The 16,883-nt window shown below is 53.7% G+C and carries 17 protein-coding genes and 2 pseudogenes; 12 read left to right on the forward strand and 7 right to left on the reverse strand.

Annotation, left to right across the window (positions count from 1 at the left end; translation table 11 throughout):
- Together B1A75_RS05325 and B1A75_RS05330 are read left to right on the forward strand one after the other, a co-directional pair.
- Positions 1-238, forward strand: a 238-nt coding sequence (locus B1A75_RS05325; RefSeq protein ID WP_139761710.1) for a sulfite exporter TauE/SafE family protein, incomplete at its 5' end; no start/stop codon positions are given.
- Positions 239-387: 149 nt separating this feature from the next.
- Complete coding sequence (locus B1A75_RS05330) at positions 388-771, forward strand: DUF302 domain-containing protein (protein ID WP_074043206.1); 384 nt, start codon at positions 388-390, stop codon at positions 769-771.
- Between the two features lie 174 nt (positions 772-945).
- Here B1A75_RS05330 and desB read toward each other — a convergent pair whose 3' ends face one another.
- Both desB and B1A75_RS05340 read right to left on the reverse strand, forming a co-directional pair.
- Positions 946-2,064 carry a Delta(10) desaturase DesB gene (desB, locus tag B1A75_RS05335; protein WP_079935866.1) on the reverse strand — a complete coding sequence of 373 codons (1,119 nt, stop codon included), beginning with the start codon at positions 2,062-2,064 and terminating at the stop codon, positions 946-948.
- Positions 2,065-2,343: 279 nt separating this feature from the next.
- Positions 2,344-2,757: an EamA family transporter gene (locus B1A75_RS05340; protein WP_074043217.1), complete on the reverse strand. Its 414-nt coding sequence runs from the start codon at positions 2,755-2,757 to the stop codon at positions 2,344-2,346.
- A 125-nt stretch (positions 2,758-2,882) separates the two neighbouring features.
- Here B1A75_RS05340 and B1A75_RS05345 point away from each other — a divergent pair, with 125 nt between their 5' ends.
- The 5 genes from B1A75_RS05345 (at position 2,883) to B1A75_RS05370 (ending at position 9,225) form a co-directional block, all read left to right on the forward strand.
- A complete protein-coding gene (locus B1A75_RS05345; RefSeq protein ID WP_074043204.1) occupies positions 2,883-4,448 on the forward strand; it encodes a plasmid pRiA4b ORF-3 family protein in 1,566 nt (521 codons plus the stop codon).
- Positions 4,449-4,626: 178 nt separating this feature from the next.
- Positions 4,627-5,475, forward strand: a complete 849-nt coding sequence (locus tag B1A75_RS05350; RefSeq protein WP_074043203.1) for a Cof-type HAD-IIB family hydrolase — start codon at positions 4,627-4,629, stop codon at positions 5,473-5,475.
- 1,166 nt (positions 5,476-6,641) lie between these two features.
- Complete coding sequence (gene aroD, locus B1A75_RS05360) at positions 6,642-7,415, forward strand: type I 3-dehydroquinate dehydratase (RefSeq protein ID WP_074043202.1); 774 nt, start codon at positions 6,642-6,644, stop codon at positions 7,413-7,415.
- Positions 7,416-7,525: 110 nt separating this feature from the next.
- Entirely contained in the window at positions 7,526-8,092 is a 567-nt protein-coding gene (locus B1A75_RS05365; protein WP_074043201.1) for a shikimate kinase, read from the forward strand.
- Between the two features lie 449 nt (positions 8,093-8,541).
- A complete protein-coding gene (locus B1A75_RS05370; protein WP_239691198.1) occupies positions 8,542-9,225 on the forward strand; it encodes a hypothetical protein in 684 nt (227 codons plus the stop codon).
- Positions 9,226-9,417: 192 nt separating this feature from the next.
- On the opposite strand, the gene B1A75_RS20520 is transcribed toward B1A75_RS05370, so the two are convergent.
- Positions 9,418-9,540 carry a hypothetical protein gene (locus B1A75_RS20520; protein WP_275651039.1) on the reverse strand — a complete coding sequence of 41 codons (123 nt, stop codon included), beginning with the start codon at positions 9,538-9,540 and terminating at the stop codon, positions 9,418-9,420.
- A gap of 4 nt (positions 9,541-9,544) precedes the next feature.
- Positions 9,545-9,820 carry a hypothetical protein gene (locus B1A75_RS05375; RefSeq protein WP_239691197.1) on the reverse strand — a complete coding sequence of 92 codons (276 nt, stop codon included), beginning with the start codon at positions 9,818-9,820 and terminating at the stop codon, positions 9,545-9,547.
- A 115-nt stretch (positions 9,821-9,935) separates the two neighbouring features.
- On the opposite strand from B1A75_RS05375, the pseudogene B1A75_RS05380 reads away from it, so the two are divergent.
- The 4 genes and pseudogenes from B1A75_RS05380 to B1A75_RS05395 form a co-directional block, all read left to right on the forward strand.
- Positions 9,936-10,199: pseudogene (locus tag B1A75_RS05380) on the forward strand (hypothetical protein); the annotation flags it as partial.
- Between the two features lie 35 nt (positions 10,200-10,234).
- Positions 10,235-10,387: a hypothetical protein gene (locus B1A75_RS19805; RefSeq protein WP_161496641.1), complete on the forward strand. Its 153-nt coding sequence runs from the start codon at positions 10,235-10,237 to the stop codon at positions 10,385-10,387.
- 57 nt (positions 10,388-10,444) lie between these two features.
- Positions 10,445-11,248 carry a glycosyltransferase gene (locus tag B1A75_RS05390; protein ID WP_074043200.1) on the forward strand — a complete coding sequence of 268 codons (804 nt, stop codon included), beginning with the start codon at positions 10,445-10,447 and terminating at the stop codon, positions 11,246-11,248.
- On the forward strand, positions 11,220-11,630 hold the full coding sequence (locus B1A75_RS05395) for a GtrA family protein (protein WP_074043199.1): 411 nt from the start codon (positions 11,220-11,222) through the stop codon (positions 11,628-11,630). Before B1A75_RS05390 ends, B1A75_RS05395 begins: the two co-directional genes overlap by 29 nt.
- Before the next feature lie 168 nt (positions 11,631-11,798).
- Here B1A75_RS05395 and B1A75_RS05400 read toward each other — a convergent pair.
- The 3 genes and pseudogenes from B1A75_RS05400 to proB all read right to left on the reverse strand — a co-directional run.
- Positions 11,799-12,100 (reverse strand): annotated as a pseudogene (locus B1A75_RS05400) (threonine aldolase family protein); the annotation flags it as partial.
- Positions 12,101-12,165: 65 nt separating this feature from the next.
- Positions 12,166-13,407 (reverse strand): glutamate-5-semialdehyde dehydrogenase, encoded by a 1,242-nt coding sequence (locus B1A75_RS05405; RefSeq protein WP_074043198.1) that lies wholly within the window; start codon positions 13,405-13,407, stop codon positions 12,166-12,168.
- Positions 13,404-14,528, reverse strand: a complete 1,125-nt coding sequence (gene proB / locus B1A75_RS05410) for a glutamate 5-kinase (protein ID WP_074043197.1) — start codon at positions 14,526-14,528, stop codon at positions 13,404-13,406. The genes B1A75_RS05405 and proB overlap by 4 nt, the downstream gene beginning before the upstream one ends.
- A gap of 520 nt (positions 14,529-15,048) precedes the next feature.
- Here proB and ilvD point away from each other — a divergent pair.
- Positions 15,049-16,728, forward strand: a complete 1,680-nt coding sequence (gene ilvD, locus B1A75_RS05415) for a dihydroxy-acid dehydratase (protein WP_013145048.1) — start codon at positions 15,049-15,051, stop codon at positions 16,726-16,728.
- Positions 16,729-16,883 lie beyond the last annotated feature (155 nt).

The raw sequence follows: 16,883 nt of genomic DNA on the forward strand, positions 1-16,883 counted from the left end.
AATGACGATCGCCACGTCTTTGGCCATTACGTTCATTTCCTCCATTGGTTCTACGTTCGGGAAAATCGCCACCGGCCAAGTCGATTACCTTCCGGCTCTCATCATGGTCGTCGCGAGCTTGCTTGCCTCTCCGCTAGGGGCGAAAGCGGGGCAAAAAATGAACACGAAAGTGCTGCAAGTCATCCTTGCCGTGTTGATTTTGGCGACGGCGGTGAAAATTTGGGTGGATATTTTATGATCGAAGCGCTTGAAAGGCGACGGGTCACGGGAAAAGGCATGTGAATGCTGGAACTGATCATGTTTCGCTGTCCGTTTTCTGCGTGATGGTGCGCGATCCATTTGGGCATGCTAAACAGCGGGAAAACATAACGAAGGGAAGAATGAGCGATGTTCCATTACACGGTTGACGTGTCAACGGGCATGAATGAAACGATCGAGCGTTTGGAAGAAAGCTTGAAACAAGAAGGATTCGGTGTGCTCTGGCGGTTCAGCGTGACCGAAAAGCTGCAAGAGAAAGGGCTCGATTTTTCCACGCCGATGGTCATTTTAGAAGTATGCAACCCGCAAGAAGCGGCGCGGGTGTTAAACGAAAATCTCTTAGTCGGTTATTTTTTGCCGTGTAAAATCGTTGTCTACGAAGAAAACGGGATCACGAAAATCGGCATGCCGAAACCGACGATGCTCGTTGGCATGATAAACGAGCCGGCGTTGAAGGAAATCGCGGCCGACATCGAGAAGCGGCTGGCCGCTTGCCTCGACCGCTGCCGCTGATGGGCAAAGAAAAAAGGTGTCCCAAATGATGGGGCACCTTTTGGTTGTGCGTGCATACACGGAAACGCAGGTTTGCAGAAAGAAAAGCGCTCTTTTCACTTCTCCGCCGCTTCTTGATCGATGATCCAAAAGGAGAACCACATAGGTGGCGGATTGTTGCAAAACCAATCCTTTCTACAAATTCCCTTGCCCCGCCGCTTTTTTTGTTTTTGCCCGTTTTTTGGCTGAGCGCGGCTGTTTCTCTGTTTCCAGCTCGCGATGCACAATCCGGTCGGGATCCAACCCATTGCCAAGCGTGCCGTAAACATGGCCTTGCTTCGGCTCGATGAGCTCATGTTGCTCGTAGTAGACGCGCGGCGTTTTCCAAAGGGCAGCCAACGCTTTTCCCATCGGCATTTCGTGGTAGCGGTCGGGCCACATTCGTTTGATGTATGTTTTCACGAGCGGATAGTACTTCGAACTCATCGCTGGAAAGAGATGATGTTCGGTATGGTACGAAAAGTTGAAGTGAAGGATATCCACCCACTTTGGCACCGTGACGGACAAGCTGTTGGCCAACGGATCGTTGACCGGCACTAACGGATTGAGACGGTGGTTTGTTGAGATATAGCTCATGACGATCGTGTTGGCGACGAGCAGCGGAAGCAAAAAGGCGAAAAACCATTTTTCCCAGCCGACAAGCCATAACAGCCCGAGCCATGTCGCCCAAGGCAAGAAAAATTGAAACAGGACAACCGCGCGGTTCTTCCGGCGAAAGTCTTTGAAAAAGTAAAACAGCATCCGGATCGAGTGAAGGGTAAACATCACGGACAAGGAGCTAAAAGCGAAAGAAGCGCGAATCGGAAACGGGATGCGGTATACCCAAGAGAGCAGGCGGCTTTTCGCTAATTTCTCCATGCTTGGCCACGCGTCCGGGTCTTTTTCTTCATGCTGGGTATGCACATGGTGGCTGGCGTTATGCCATTTTCTCCACAACTTCGGACCGGTGCAAAGCGGCCAAAAGGCGATCGCTCCGAGAAGATCGCGCAGCCATGGCGTTTTGACGACTGTGCCGTGCAAAATTTCATGTCCTAAAAATCCTAACGCGGCAAAACTGAAACCAAGCACAACAGAGATGAGGAGGTTCCATACCGGGTGAAGATGAAAAAGTGATACAGCGAGGATGCCGGTGATGACGAGCCCTACATAAGCCAGACCTCCAAACAAGCGGGACTTCACAGGTTGAAACGCTTTTTTCGGCAAATGCGGGGCAATTTTCGCCGCGTACCAACCGAACGGGTGAAAATCATTCATTAAGTGATCTCCTTTCAAACTACTCTCCGTTTGACAAGCAGCGGCGAAGCCATTCACACACTCTTGGTCGCAACGAAGACCTTATTTCATGAGGTGATCCCAAAAGCTGTTCTCTATGCCTAAATGAGTGAAGGGGCGAGAAAAGCTCTTGGTCATTATAATATATATCATAACATCTTTTGACTCGTCCTGTCTATAGGTTTGATGGAAAACTGCCAAATTTGGGCATGATGGCAGTTTTTCCAGAAGAACAGGCTAGGCGCTTGAGGAGGCGGCCAGCTAAAACATCATGATCAATGTCCCGATGGTAATGAGCAACACCCCGATCACCACTTTCGCGGACAGCGGTTCGCCGAGAAACATGGCGGCAAACAAAATCGTCAGCACCAAGCTTGATTTGTCAATGGCGGTGACGCGCGAGACATCGCCGATTTGGATTGCTTTGTAGAAACAAAGCCATGACAATCCGGTCGCCGCTCCTGAGAGGCAGAGAAACACCCAGCTTTTCGTTGAGATTGCTTTGACGCCTTGATGAGCCCCTGTCATCCAGACGATCATCCATGCGAGCACGAGCACGACGGCGGTGCGAATGGCGGTCGCTAGATTGGAGTTCACGTTCTCAATGCCGATTTTCGCCAGCACCGATGTCAGCGCCGCAAACACCGCCGCCAGCAAAGCATAAACGATCCACATGCACATCCCTTCGCTTTCATTGAGAATTTTTCTCATCTATTATACTACGAGAAGGGAGAACATTTCACCATTTTTCCATTCGTTTGTTATAATGGAGGACAAGCAAACAGGAGAGGAAGTGGAGAATGATCTATCAGTTGAAAGTGCAGTTGAAACATACGAGGCCGCCGGTTTGGCGCCGGTTGCTTGTGCCGGGGGAGATGACGTTCGCCGAGCTGCATCGCGTGTTGCAAGCCGCGTTCGGTTGGATGGACCAACATTTGCATACGTTTTACATGACAAAGGTCGGCGGAACGGCGCGGCTGCGCATTGAAATCGGCAACGAAGCAGCCGGGTGGGACGGCGCCGATTATGATGAGCGGGAGGAAACGATCGGGCAATGGTTTGTCGAAGAAGGTGACCGCGCCCAATACGTGTATGATTTTGGTGATATGTGGGAGCATGACATCGTTTTGGAAAAAATCGTCGATCCGATTCCCGATGCGTTGTATCCATGCTGCATCAAAGCCGTGCGGGCCGGATTGGAAGAGGATAGTTGGGGAGAAGTGCGGGGCGTGGACGAAGAGATCAGCCCCGCAAAGCTGACAGCGAGAGTGAATGCGGCGCTCGCCCCATTTCAACGAAAGGCGGTTGGGGAGAAAGGAGAAGCGAAGGAAACCAAACGAGTCGCAAGCAAAGGCAGAACAGAAGAAGTGGAAAGAGACGTATGGAAAACGCTGTTCGATCGAGCGCTCGCCTACAGGGACTTGGCGCCGTGGACGTGGATGGACGATGATCACATTTTTGCCGTGATGGCTCCTGATGGTGAATCGTTGTATTGTACGGTGATCGGAGCGCTTGGACAGGAGTACGGGCTTGTGATTTACATCGGTGAGGAAGGATACATGTGCTTGCAAGACATTTTATCTGGAACGTTGCATCCAAAAGACGCCGTATTTCAAGAACGCGCATTGCTTGTGTCGTTGGCGCCTCGAAACCACCTAGAAAGAGACGATAAAGCGCTGTTGCGGAAGCATCACATTCCGGTGAGCGGAAAACAGCTGTTGCCGATGTTCCGCAGTTTTGTTCCTGGATATTATCCATGGTTTCTTTCGGAAGAGGAAGCGGCATGGGCGGCCATGGCGCTCGAACAAGCGGTCGTTGTTGCCGAGCGGCTGCGCGGTGGCGAGCTGGCGCTAGCTGCGTTTTCCCGCGGCAATCGGTTGTTTGCCCGGATCGCCGAACGGAGAGAGGATGGGCTTCATTGGCGCGACGGCTGGGTGCCGCGCCCGAAGGCAAAGAAAAAGGAAACATCCGCGCTTGACATCGGCACGGACGAGTTGGCAAAGGCCAAGACGCTCGAGCGAGCCCCACTGTTCGTGGAGTTTTCGGTCGCTTATGTGAACAGGCCGATCCAGGAACGGCGCTCGGAGCGCCCGTATTTTCCGTTGCTGGCGTTGGCCGCCGATGCAGCGAGCGGCGTCATTTTGCATCATCAGGTGTTTCGCGGCCAGACGGATGCGAAGACGCTGCAACAAAGTTTTCTCGCATTTGCCCGCGCGCTCGGGTGTGTGCCGAGCCATGTGCGCGTCACGAAGGAACACGGACCGTTGCTGGCGCCGCTTTTGCGCGAGTTGGGCGTCAATATGAGCACAGGTCCAACCCCTCGTTCTGATGAAGTACGGCAATTGTTCGAACAGTTTGCGATCTAAGAAGCCGACAGCTATTCAGAATAAAAGGAAGAGTTGCAGAACAAGAGCAGATGGAGGCAGGCGCTGGAGTGCGGAGTGAAAAGTGCGGGAATTTCCAGCTTTCCACTAGCCCCCTGCTTCTGTCAGAACGCCGTTTTTCTAGAAGCTCTTTGCATGACGAAGGAAAGAGGGATGAGTTATGTTGATTGCACTCGATATGGATGGCACTCTGTTAAACGGGGAAGGAAAAATCAGCGAGCGCAACAGGGCGGCCATTACGGCTGCAAAAGCGCAAGGCCATATCGTCGCCGTCGTGACAGGGCGGGCGCGCAAAGACGCGCTCGCCCCGCTTCGTGAGGCAGACCTCGTCTGCCCGATCGCCAGCTTAAACGGAGCGATTGTGACGCTTGAGGACGGCACGGTCATCAGCGAGGCGCCGCTCGAGCGGGCGGCGGTCCGCCCGACGCTCGAGTGGGTGCGCGAACAGTCGGATTTGTATTGCGAGACGTACACGGGCGATGCGGTCTATGTCGGCTTGCACAACCGCTCCCAATGGGAAGCGCTCGCTTCCGAGATGGCTGATGTGGCCCCGGATGTGAAATGGCTTGTCAATAAGCAGTTCCAGCAAGCGCGGGTGACGTATGTCGACGACATCCGCACGGTGTGGGACGATTCGCAGCTGACCTTATACAAACTGCTTATTTTTGCGCTTGACCGCGGGCGGCTTCTTGATGCGGCCTCCCGTTTCGCGGCGCTCCCTGGCGTCACGGTCACTTCGTCGCATCCGCACAACATTGAGATGAACAACGAACGGGCGACGAAAGGCGAAGCGCTCAAGCAACTCGCCGCCCATTACGGCATCGACTTGCGCGACACGGTCGCCTTTGGCGACAGCCATAACGATTTGTCGATGTTTGAGGTCGCGGGCTGCCGCGTCGCCATGGCCAACGCCGCGCCGGAGTTGAAAGCAACATGCGACTTTGTCACCTTCTCCCACGAAGAAGACGGCGTGGCGGCGGGGCTTGAGCGGGTGCTTCGGCAACGGTGAGCGGAAGCGCCCTTTTCCCCATTTTGTACACCCCAAAATGGCTGCAAAAACGGGAGAGGTGTGCATGAGGATTTTTTCTTCGATTATCGAAAGAAATAAATAATTGATCTATCAAGCTTTTGGACGATTGATGATTTCAGTCAACTGTACAAGTTGACATAACCACATTTATTTTCGAGGGGTGCAAGGGGGCAAAACAGCCTTTTGTTGCCTTAGAAAATCAATGGTAAAATAAAGGTGCTCTTGATCAAGTTGGGTCTCGTTGAGAGGACGTAAGTGACAATGAATAAGTGAGAAGGGAATCGTTATGTCGAAAACCCAGAGGACTGGTTTTTGCCGTCTTTCCGGGTTTTTTCATGTTTTAAGGGCATTGCGGAATGGCTGCGTCCAAAAGAGGAAAAGTCCGTCTTGAGGGAGAAGCTGGCATATGATTTAGAAAGAAAAAACGTTTGGACATTGGTGGTAGTAATATGTTCGCTCTTTATTATTTTCCGACAGACGACTCCCGCTTCCATTTTGTACGGGGGGTAGCCCAAAATAAGCGAGAGATGAATGTCATTCAGTCTAACCTAAATCGTTGAATATTTCCAACAAATGTACTTTTGTACGTTGTTCTTCGGATCAAGGGTGAAAAAAGGCGTCTGTCGCGTAAAATCTTCAACGTTTGATTTTCCCATGCTCACCGAGGTGCGAAAACCAAGCGAATGCAGAAAATGTGGATGGTTCAGCGTACAAGATTGCTGAACAATGATTTTTTTGCTAATCTTTCTACTAAAGAGCTAGAAGGCCGGTGAAAAACGATTGAAAAACGATGGTCTTGACCAAATCGATGGAGTTCATCAGGAAAGAAGAGATGATTTTACAGAGCTGCTCAACTTGAGAAGAGCTGGTTTTGAGCTGTTTTTTCATTAAGTCACCAGTCTTCTAGGCGTTCAACGTGGCCGGTCGTTTTTTCTTGCGAAGAGCGGAAAAGGAAACGATTGAAGCACGGCGGGAAGAGAGGGGGGCAATCGGATTATAATAAAAAGCAATTTGCTTTCCGTTTGTATAAGCGTAGCAGAGCCATCGCGAGATCCAGATGGGCCATGCTGTTCTGCCCACTTGGTAGGTTTTTTTGCGGCTAGCCGCCGCTTTCTGTTCGACAAACATGATTGGGGGAACCATCGATGAATATTTCACTGAAGGCCATCAAGGTCAGAAATACATGGATCGGCGGCAATGAGCCGTGCATTTGCGCTCCTGTTGTCGGTGCTGACGCCGAGCAAGTGTTGCGCGAGGCGGCGGAAGTGTGCAGGAAGCAGCCGGATTTGCTTGAATGGCGTGCCGATTTTTTCCGAGCGATTGATGACCAGGAGCGCGTATTGGCGACGGCCAACGGGTTGCGGAACATAGCGGGAGAGATTCCAATTTTGTTTACGATCCGTTCCGAGCGAGAAGGGGGGCAGCCGATTCCGCTCAATGAAGCGGAAGTGCGGCGGTTGATCGAAGCAATCTGTCGAAGCGGGGCAATCGATTTAGTAGATTATGAGCTAGCTTATGGGGAACGCATCGCCGACGTGCGCCGCATGACGGAAGAATGCGGCGTCTGGCTCGTCGTGTCGCGCCATTACTTTGACGGCACTCCGCGGAAGGAAACGCTCTTGGCTGACATGCGCCAAGCCGAGCGGTACGGTGCCGACATCGCCAAGGTAGCGGTTATGCCTAAATCGCCGGAAGATGTGCTTGTTTTGTTGCAAGCGACGGAAGAAGCGCGGCGCGAGCTTGCCATTCCGCTCATTACGATGGCGATGGGCGGGTTGGGCGCCATTACTCGGCTGGCTGGATGGCTGTTTGGTTCGGCGGTGACGTTTGCTGTCGGAAACCAAAGCTCCGCTCCGGGGCAAATTCCGATCGATGACGTGCGGACGGTGCTTTCTATTTTGCAAACGTACAGCCGTTGACCGGTTTTTGTTGAAAAGCAACTGCGATTGGAAAACGATTATTTGACCATGACTTTTCCTCCTGCTATACACGGAAATATAGCGGGTTCGGCACGAAAGGGGGATGCATCATGAGCAGGCAAACCGCCATCCCGCTCCGCGAGCGGAACATCATTTTGATCGGCTTTATGGGAGCGGGGAAAACAACGATCGGGCAGCTGGTCGCGAAAAAGCTGTATCGCGACTTTATCGATGTCGACGCGGAAATCGAGCGGCGGCACGGGATGTCGATTCCGGAGATGTTCGCGCAAAAAGGGGAAGCGTACTTTCGACAGGTCGAGCGGGAACTGATCGTCGATTTATGCACAAATACAAGGTTGAAAATCCTTTCGCTTGGCGGCGGCGCCTATTTGCAGGAAGACGTGCGGCGCGTCTGTTTGGCGCACGGCATCGTCTTTTTCCTTGACTTGTCGTGGGATTATTGGAAAGAAGAGCGGCTGCCGCTCATTGTCGACAGCCGCCCGGTGTTGAAAAACAAAACGCTCGAAGAGGTCGAACAGCTCTTTTTCCAACGGCAATCCGCTTACGCTCTCCATCATTCCCGCGTCATCGTCAACGAGCTCGAGGCTGAACAGGCGGCGGACCAAATTGTCGAGTCCATTAAATGGACGTGGGATGTGTACGAGCCGAACCGTTGAGGCGGCTTATTGGCGGGCAAACAAGCTCCCGGGCAAGGGGGCTTTTTCTTTTTATTTCCGCCCCAATGCCCGTCAGCCCATACGGCCGCTGCCACAGGCGAAGCTGTGTTTGACGAAAAGAAAAATTTGACAGATGCCCTTGCCTGTTCTTGCCGGACAATATTTCCGTTTGTTATAAGGAAGATATCGGATGCGAGGGAGAGTGGGAGATGGAAAAGCAAGCGTTTAGTTGGCTTTATGTGTATATGGTGTTGGCCGTAGCTGTGCCTTCCGCACCGTATTAGCTTTGGTGGCTGAAGCTGGTTTGCTTCGTTTTGATCCGGGACCAGGCGCAGCTGCGATCATCAAGGTTGATGGACGCAAAGATGATTGGACGTTCAACGGGATCAACCCCGTATGGACGGACGGGGGGGGGGCGTTATGTCACAAGTGATGAGGGTTGCTTATATGTGCGCCTAGACAGCGGGCATATCAAGGATCAAACAACGACGTACATCGCGTTTGATACGATCCCGAACCAAGGGCAGTCGCGCCTTCCGGAGCTTCCCGGCGTGCGCACGGCGGGAGTCGATTTCGCTTTGGTGATTCGCGGGAAAGAAAGCGCACGGTTGTTGATCGACAGCTACTATGACACGTTTTATTATCATTATGGCCATCAGCTCCAGATGATGCCGGCTACGCCGTACGCCAACCGGAAAGATAACGGCGTCTACCACCCGATTCGTCTGACATTAAATAAAAAATTGGAAGAGACTCGCGGCAAGGCGGTGCCCTTTGATTCGTATGAAACCGGAGTATTGCGGTTTGGCACGGCCAACCCGGCTGATGCGGTGTATGATTCACTTGCCGATATCAGCGTGAGCCGCAGCGGGAACGGGTATGAAATCCGCCTGCCGTGGGCGCTCCTCAATGTCACGGACCCGAGCCGGCGCGAGGTGATGGGCGACATCTGGTCGAAAGACGGCTTGAAGAGTCGGCGGATCGTCTCGGGCATTCGCCTCGGTTTATACATCACGGACGGAGCGGATTCGTTTGCGTTTCCAGCGATGAACAGGAACATGCGCTGCCATCAGGGCGGTTTTACCAGTACACGTGGCCGGCGTGGGAGACGCCGCGCTATCATGAGCGGCTGAAATCGTCTTATGAGGCGATGAAAGAGGCGTTTTCGCGCGCGAACATCGTTCAGCCGTAACGGGCTGGAACAGGCGGGAAGTGCAGGGGACGGGGGCAGATGGATTCTCATATTCTTTGTGGTGAATAGTGCAAAAAGAAAATCGGCCGTCGCAGTCTTGATTGCTCGACGGCCGATTCGTTTTGTTGGGAATTTAGTTTTTATCAGCCCAAATGCGGAGTTTTTGTTCATGCTGGAGCGTTTTGCGGGCGAGGAAGTCCACCGTTTCTTGCGTTTCTGACCATTCGAGGCGCAAATAGCCGATTTTCGTTTCCATGCGTTCAAACTGCTTGTCCGACCGTTCTTCGAGGCCAATACATCTCTTGACGAAGCCGCTTCTCTGATTGTTGAATCTCTTCGCGCAACCGCTCTTCCGTTTCCTTCATTTCGGCGCGCAAACGAGTCTCCATGTCTTGCATTTCTGCGCGCAAGCGGTCTTCCGTCTCTTGTATTTTTGTAGACAGCCGCTCTTCCATTTGTTGCATTTGCCAGCGGATATGGTCGAAATGCAGATCGAGCGCTTTTAAAATCTGCTTCACGATTGTTTCTTCTTCCACGTGATTCACCTCCTTTTGTTCTCATCATAGCACATGCCTAACTGGGTGGAACAGAAAAATTTAGTCAAACGGGTGATGCTTTTTCATTCAACTTTCACCAAATGGATGTATGGTGATGATTCAGAAGGTGAAGTGGAAGGAGAGGAAGCCATTGAAGAAACAAAGGAATGCGTGGGATGGATGGCTTACCGCCATCTTGGCATGGTCGGCTTTTTTGCATCTCTATCAAATTGGAAACAGCGGTTCTAATGTGTATTATACAGCGGCGGCGAAAAGCATGGCGGCGAGTTGGAAGGCGTTTTTCTTTGCCGCGTTAGATCCAGCCGGATTTATTACAGTCGACAAGCCGCCGGTGGCGCTTTGGCTGCAGGCGTTGAGCGGCTGACGGGAGAAGCTGGACCGGGAGGGGGCAAGATGGCGGCAGGTTTCAACCAAAGGGAGCGGCCGCCGGTAAACAGCGGCACGGCCAATGAGGCGCCGTGGTCAAGCGGTGAGCATGCTCGCCCCGGCTATTGCGGTGTTGGTTGGGGCTGGGGGAAAGATGTTGGCATCGTTCGGAACCCATGAACGTCGAACGTCATGGCTGTTTCCTGCCGCTCTCCTTGCCACCTATGCGTTTGAAATATGGATCGCTTGGCAATACAAAGAGTCGCTGCCGCCGATATTTCCCGCAATTTTGGCCATCAAATCGCCATCACCGCCGGGATGGACTATGCCTCCGGCCAAGCGGTCATCGTGATTGACGCTGACTTGCAGGATCCGCCGGAGTTGATTTTGGACATGATCGCGCGTTGGAAAGAAGGGGATGATGTCGTCTATGCCCGAAGAGTGAAACGGAAAGGGGAGACCGCGTTCAAAAAATGGATGGCGTATGTGTTTTACCGCTTGCTGCGGGCGGCGACCGAAATCGACATCCCGGTCGATACGGGCGATTTCCGCCTCATTGACCGGAAGGTGTGCGATCAGTTACGCTATATGAGGGAGCGAAGCCGTTTTGTCCGGGGTCTTGTGAGCTGGGTCGGCTTCCGGCAGACGGCGGTCGAATACGAGCGGGAGCCGCGTTTCGCCGGCAAGACGAAATACTCGCTCAAAAAAATGATTCGGTTTTCGCTCGATGGCATTACATCATTTTCGCATAAGCCGCTCAAACTGGCGAGCTTGCTTGGATTTTTGTTGTCGGCGGCCAGCGTCGTCGGTATGATGGTTGTTTTGCACTTGAAATGGTTCACCCATTCGACGGCTGCCGGACGGGCGTCGCTCTTTATGGTGATGCTTCTTGGCAACGGAGTGATGATGACGATGCTTGGAATCATCGGGGAATACATTGGCTGCATTTACCATGAGGTGAAAGAGCGTCCGCTCTATGTCATCAATGAAACGTGGGGAGTCAGGACGAAACATGAACGAAAGCCTTCATACCTTTCGTAAAGAAAAACAAACGATATGGCGATTTGCCGTCGTCGGGGTGAGCAATACGGCGGTTGACTTTGTTATCTTTTTCTTGCTTGCCGCGATGGGCGTCCCGGCGGCGGCCGCCCAAGTTGTTTCATACGGTGTTGGAATGGCGAACAGCTACATCTGGAATCGGCTATGGACGTTTCAAGTGAAACGAAAAGCGAACATCGGGGAATTTTTGCGTTTTCTTGCCGTCAACGGGTTGTCGCTTGGCGCGTCGCTTGGCGTTTTGCTTGCAGCCGAACGGATCATGCCGCTCTGGCTGGCCAAAAGTGCGGCAACGATAGCCGGTATGGCGGTGAATTTTATCGGCAGCCGGTTTTGGGTGTTTGTGGAAATGGAAGGGGAAAGATAAGAAAACGATCCGAGCCATGCTTGAGCCCGGATCGTTTTGTGTTTTAGGACAACATCAGGCGAATCCGCTCGATGGCGGTTTGCACCGAATCGGCGGTGATTTCCCGGTGGGTGACAAAGCGGATGACGCCGTCATCAAACGGGCTGGCCAAGATTTCGGCTTCTTTTAGACGCCGGCCAACGCGGATGCCGCGCCGGCTTCGTACAAGAAAATGTGAGATTCAGCTTCTACAATCACCTCGTCCCCCGGGCGGCAATGCGTCAAAATGGCGACTTGGTTTCCTTGCGTGCCGCTTGTGACAAATAAGGCGTCTTCCTCTTGCCAAGCAACCGGGCGGCCAACGCTTCTAACCGGTTGACGGTCGGGTCTTCGCCGTACACGTCATCGCCGACTTCAGCCTCAAACATCGCTTGGCGCATCTCGGGCGTTGGTTTGGTCACTGTATCGCTGCGAAAATCCATAAAAGGCATCGTTCGTCTCTCCTTGCGTGCTTTTGTGTTGAAAAAGGCTACTCGCTTTGCTGAACGCGATTGTTTCATTCTCGAATTTGCCCCGTCCCATACACGAGCGATTTTGTCGTCGTGATGGCGACAAGCCCCATCGGACCGCGGGCGTGCAGCTTTTGTGTGCTGATGCCGATTTCCGCCCCGTAGCCGAACTGTTCGCCGTCCGTGAAGCGGGTTGAGGCGTTATGGTACAAGACAGCCGCGTCGACCGCTTGGAAAAAGCGGCGGACGTTCGCCTCGTTTTCCGTGATGATCGCTTCCGAGTGCTTCGTCCCGTAGCGGCGGATGTGGCCAATCGCCTCGTCGACATCGGCGACCAGTTTGACCGCTAAAATCGGCGCTAAATATTCCGTATACCAGTCATCTTCTGTTGCCTCGCTGACAAACGGATAGGCGGAGGCAAGACGTTGGTCGCCGCGCAATTCGACGCTGCGGGCGTGAAGCGTCTCAAGCAAGTCGCCGGCATATGGCCAACGCTCATGGATGAGCACCGTTTCGACGGCATTGCAGACCGACGGGCGCTGCAGTTTGGCGTTGAGGACGATATCGATCGCCATTTGCCGCTGTGCTGATTCGTCGATGAAAATATGACAGTTGCCGACGCCGGTTTCAAGCACCGGCACGGTGGCGTTTTCGACGACCGAGCGGATGAGCCCGGCTCCTCCACGCGGGATGAGAACGTCCAAATACTCGTTCAGGCGAAACATGCGCTGGGCCGTTTCCCGGCTTGTGTCTTCGAGCAGTTCAATCGCCGTTTCCGGAACGGCCGTCGTGCGGAGCGCCTCTTTCATGACGCGAACGAGCGCTTTGTTCGAATGAAGCGCTGATGTGCTGCCGCGAAGCAAAACTGCGTTGCCCGTTTTCAAGCAAAGGCTCGCCGCATCAACCGTCACGTTCGGGCGCGCTTCGTACACCATGCCAATGACCCCAAGCGGCACGCGCACCGTTTGGATGCGAAGCCCGTTCGGCCGCGTCCACTCTTCGATGATTTCTCCGACCGGGTCAGGCAGCGAGGCGACTTGGCGGACGCCGCCGATGATTTGGTCAAGACGTTCATTCGTCAGTTGGAGCCGGTCGAGCAACGCGGGCGACAGCCCTTGTTCGCGGCCTTGGACCATATCTTTCTCGTTTTCTTGCAAAATGAAGGTGCGTTCGCGGTCAAGGGTTTGGGCGATCTGTTCCAACGCCGCGTTTTTTTCCTCCGTTGACAGCATGGCGAGCGTTTGTGAGGCGGTTTTCAATCGTTCGGCTTTTTCGAGCAGTTCGCTCATTTCGATACACTCTCCTTTCGCAACGTGACCCAATTGTCGCGGTGGATGACTTCCGGGCGGTGAAGGTAGGAATATTGCCGGGCCTCTTCGCTCGGAAGTCCTTTCACTTTCTCTAAATCGGCGGCGGCATAATACACCTGGCCGCGGCCAATCGTAATCCCTTTTTCATTGACGACATCAACGACATCCATGGCGTGAAAATCGCCGGAAACAGCCGTTACGCCGGCGGGGAGCAAACTTTTCCCACGCATAAGCAACGCTTCCTCAGCCCCGCTGTCGATCGTGATCGTGCCGGCGACAGGAGCATGATAGGCAATCCATTGTTTGCGCATTTGCATTTGTTTCGGAAACGGAGCGCCGATGTACGTGCCGTCTCCTTTTCCAGCTAAAATATCAGCCAGTTTTTCTTTGCCGCTACCTGTGCCGATGAACACGCTGACGCCAAACGAGAGTGCTTTTCGGGCCGCGAGAAGCTTCGAGCGCATCCCACCGGTGCCGACGGCTGAACCGATGCCGCCGGCGGCTTCGATCATCTCATCGGTGATTTCCAGCAAAAAGGCGTATTTTTTCGCCTGCGGATTCGTTTTCGGATTGGCGTCATACAACCCGTTAATGTCGGTAAGCAAAATGAGCGCATCAGCGTGCAAAAAGCCGGCCACGAGCGCCGAAAGCATGTCATTGTCGCCAAATGTCAATTCCTCGATGGAAACGGAGTCGTTTTCATTAATGATCGGCACGGCGCCGTTCTCAAGCAGTGTGGTGATCGTGGCAAACAAGTTGCGGAACCGCTCGCGGCTGTAAAAGTCGCTGCGCGTCAACAACAGCTGAGCGGCCGTAAAGCCGAATTGGGCGAACGCCGAGCTGTATGCCTGCATGAGTAAGCTTTGCCCGACGGCAGCGGCCGCCTGTTTCCCGGCGATCGTCGTCGGGCGCGCTGGGTAGCCTAAGGGTCCGAACCCAGCGGCGACAGCGCCGGACGTGATGAGAATGACGTCATGGCCGAGCTGTTTGAGATAAGCGATCGCCTCAACGTGATCGAACAGTTTGTCATGGCAAAGGCCGCCTTTCGGATCGGTGAGAGAGCTGCTGCCGATTTTGACCACCACGCGCTGCCGTTTCATCGCGTTCCTCCCTCCTTTGCGTGTTGAATGGCATGAGTTGGATCGCCTAGCCGTCCTGCGAAGCGGCCGGCCAATAAAAAACGCTTTTCCTCCTTTTTTGCAAAAGGACGGAAAAGCGTTCCGCGGTACCACCTTTTTTGGCGCACAAAGCGCCCTCCTCTAGCCTGTAACGCAGGCGTGCGGCTTATGTTTGCATAAGCGGCCGTCTAGGGCAGGTTCAACCGGCTTCCCGCGAGGAACCTTCCAGCCTGTGGGTTCCACTCTCTGGCGCGTTCCCTCGGTTTACTAGTCCCGTGCCGTTATCGTTGTTTCATTGTCAAGGATAGCCTTGTGATTTATAGTTTGTAAGAAATTATGACGCCAAATGCTCCGGTTGTCAAGAGGGCCGGCTGATTTTTCTGACTCGTTTTCGCGGAGTAGATAATGAAAGCGCATTCAGAATAAAGATAATTGTCTTTTTATTAGAAAAAGTGGTACAATACTAGCAACCTAGCAATCTGCACGATGGAGGGACCAGGACATGAAAAAGCGGCGCAGCGACATGATCAAAAAAGGATTCGACCGGGCTCCGCACCGGAGTTTGCTGAGGGCGGCCGGCGTGAAAGAGGAGGATTTTGACAAACCGTTCATCGCGGTTGTCAACTCGTACATCGACATTATTCCAGGGCACGTTCACTTGCAAGAGTTTGGGAGAATCGTGAAAGAAGCGATTCGCGAGGCAGGCGGCGTGCCGTTTGAAATGAACACGATCGGTGTTGATGACGGCATCGCCATGGGGCATATCGGGATGCGCTATTCGCTTCCGAGCCGGGAAATCATCGCTGATTCGATCGAAACGGTCATTTCTGCGCACTGGTTTGACGGCATGGTATGCATTCCGAACTGCGACAAAATTACGCCGGGGATGATGATGGCGGCGATGCGGCTCAACATCCCGACGATTTTCGTCAGCGGCGGGCCGATGAAAGCCGGTGTGACGAAAGACGGGCGGAAAATTTCGCTCTCGTCCGTGTTTGAAGGGGTCGGGGCGTATTTAGGTGGAACGCTCGATGAGAAAGGGCTCGAAGAACTCGAACGCTACGGCTGTCCGACGTGCGGATCGTGTTCGGGCATGTTTACGGCAAACTCCATGAACTGTCTCGCTGAAGCGCTCGGGCTCGCTTTGCCAGGCAACGGCACGATTTTGGCGGTCGACCCGGCGCGCAAAGAGCTTGTCCGCCAATCGGCGAAGCAGCTCATGTATTTGATCGAGCATGACATTAAGCCGCGCGACATCGTAACGGAAAAAGCGATCGACAATGCGTTCGCGCTCGATATGGCGCTCGGCGGCTCAACGAATACCGTGTTGCATACGCTTGCGATCGCGAACGAGGCCGGCATCGACTACTCGCTTGAGCGCATCAACGAAATCGCCGCGCGCGTGCCGCATTTGGCCAAACTCGCGCCGGCGTCGGATGTGCATTACATTGAAGACTTGCACGAAGCCGGCGGCGTCTCGGCGGTGTTGAACGAGCTGGCGAAAAAAGAAGGCACGCTTCATTTAGATACGCTGACCGTCACCGGCAAAACACTCGGTGAAAACATCGCCGGCTGCGAAGTGAAAAACTACGATGTCATCCGCCCGATTGACAACCCGTATTCGGAAACGGGCGGGCTCGCCATTTTGTTCGGCAACTTAGCGCCGGACGGCGCCGTCATCAAAACCGGCGCGGTCCAAGGCGGCATCACGCGCCATGAAGGTCCGGCGATCGTGTTTGATTCGCAGGAAGAGGCGCTTGAAGGCATTGCCAGCGGCAAAATCAAGCCGGGACATGTCGTCGTCATCCGCTACGAAGGACCAAAAGGCGGCCCGGGGATGCCGGAAATGCTTGCGCCAACGTCGCAAATCGTCGGCATGGGGCTCGGTACGAAGGTAGCGCTTGTCACCGACGGCCGCTTCTCCGGCGCCTCGCGCGGCTTGTCCGTCGGCCACGTTTCTCCGGAAGCGGCGGAAGGCGGACCGATCGCTTTCATCCAAGACGGCGATATCATCGAGATCGATACGGTGAAACGGACGATCAACGTCAAGCTGTCCGATGAAGAGCTCGAACGCCGGAAAGCGAACTGGAAAGGCTTTGAACCGAAAGTGAAAACCGGGTATCTCGCCCGCTACTCGAAACACGTCACATCGGCGAGCACGGGGGGGATTATGAAGATTTAGCCGATTTCTGTAAGAACGTTGTCCCCTTCCAAGCGTGCGAGGGACGCCACTAGACGATCAGGATCAAAAGAGGCGGTTTTTCCGCCTCTTTAATTTATTTTGGAAAGGGGCGTCCATCGCCTCTTTTTTTTACAGCTTTGTCCGCCTGAAAATCC

Origin of the sequence: Geobacillus sp. LEMMY01 (assembly GCF_002042905.1) — a bacterium.
Lineage (GTDB): Bacteria > Bacillota > Bacilli > Bacillales > Anoxybacillaceae > Geobacillus > Geobacillus proteiniphilus.

Excerpts from the sequence above, each read along its gene's own strand:
- B1A75_RS05330 (WP_074043206.1), top strand. The coding sequence starts at position 388 with ATGTTCCATTACACGGTTGACGTGTCAACGGGCATGAATGAAACGATC.
- desB (WP_079935866.1), bottom strand. The coding sequence starts at position 2,064 with ATGAATGATTTTCACCCGTTCGGTTGGTACGCGGCGAAAATTGCCCCG.
- B1A75_RS05340 (WP_074043217.1), bottom strand. The coding sequence starts at position 2,757 with ATGTGGATCGTTTATGCTTTGCTGGCGGCGGTGTTTGCGGCGCTGACA.
- B1A75_RS05345 (WP_074043204.1), top strand. The coding sequence starts at position 2,883 with ATGATCTATCAGTTGAAAGTGCAGTTGAAACATACGAGGCCGCCGGTT.
- B1A75_RS05350 (WP_074043203.1), top strand. The coding sequence starts at position 4,627 with ATGTTGATTGCACTCGATATGGATGGCACTCTGTTAAACGGGGAAGGA.
- aroD (WP_074043202.1), top strand. The coding sequence starts at position 6,642 with ATGAATATTTCACTGAAGGCCATCAAGGTCAGAAATACATGGATCGGC.
- B1A75_RS05365 (WP_074043201.1), top strand. The coding sequence starts at position 7,526 with ATGAGCAGGCAAACCGCCATCCCGCTCCGCGAGCGGAACATCATTTTG.
- B1A75_RS20520 (WP_275651039.1), bottom strand. The coding sequence starts at position 9,540 with ATGGAAACGAAAATCGGCTATTTGCGCCTCGAATGGTCAGAAACGCAA.
- B1A75_RS19805 (WP_161496641.1), top strand. The coding sequence starts at position 10,235 with ATGGCGGCAGGTTTCAACCAAAGGGAGCGGCCGCCGGTAAACAGCGGC.
- B1A75_RS05390 (WP_074043200.1), top strand. The coding sequence starts at position 10,445 with ATGGATCGCTTGGCAATACAAAGAGTCGCTGCCGCCGATATTTCCCGC.
- B1A75_RS05395 (WP_074043199.1), top strand. The coding sequence starts at position 11,220 with ATGAACGAAAGCCTTCATACCTTTCGTAAAGAAAAACAAACGATATGG.
- B1A75_RS05405 (WP_074043198.1), bottom strand. The coding sequence starts at position 13,407 with ATGAGCGAACTGCTCGAAAAAGCCGAACGATTGAAAACCGCCTCACAA.
- proB (WP_074043197.1), bottom strand. The coding sequence starts at position 14,528 with ATGAAACGGCAGCGCGTGGTGGTCAAAATCGGCAGCAGCTCTCTCACC.
- ilvD (WP_013145048.1), top strand. The coding sequence starts at position 15,049 with ATGAAAAAGCGGCGCAGCGACATGATCAAAAAAGGATTCGACCGGGCT.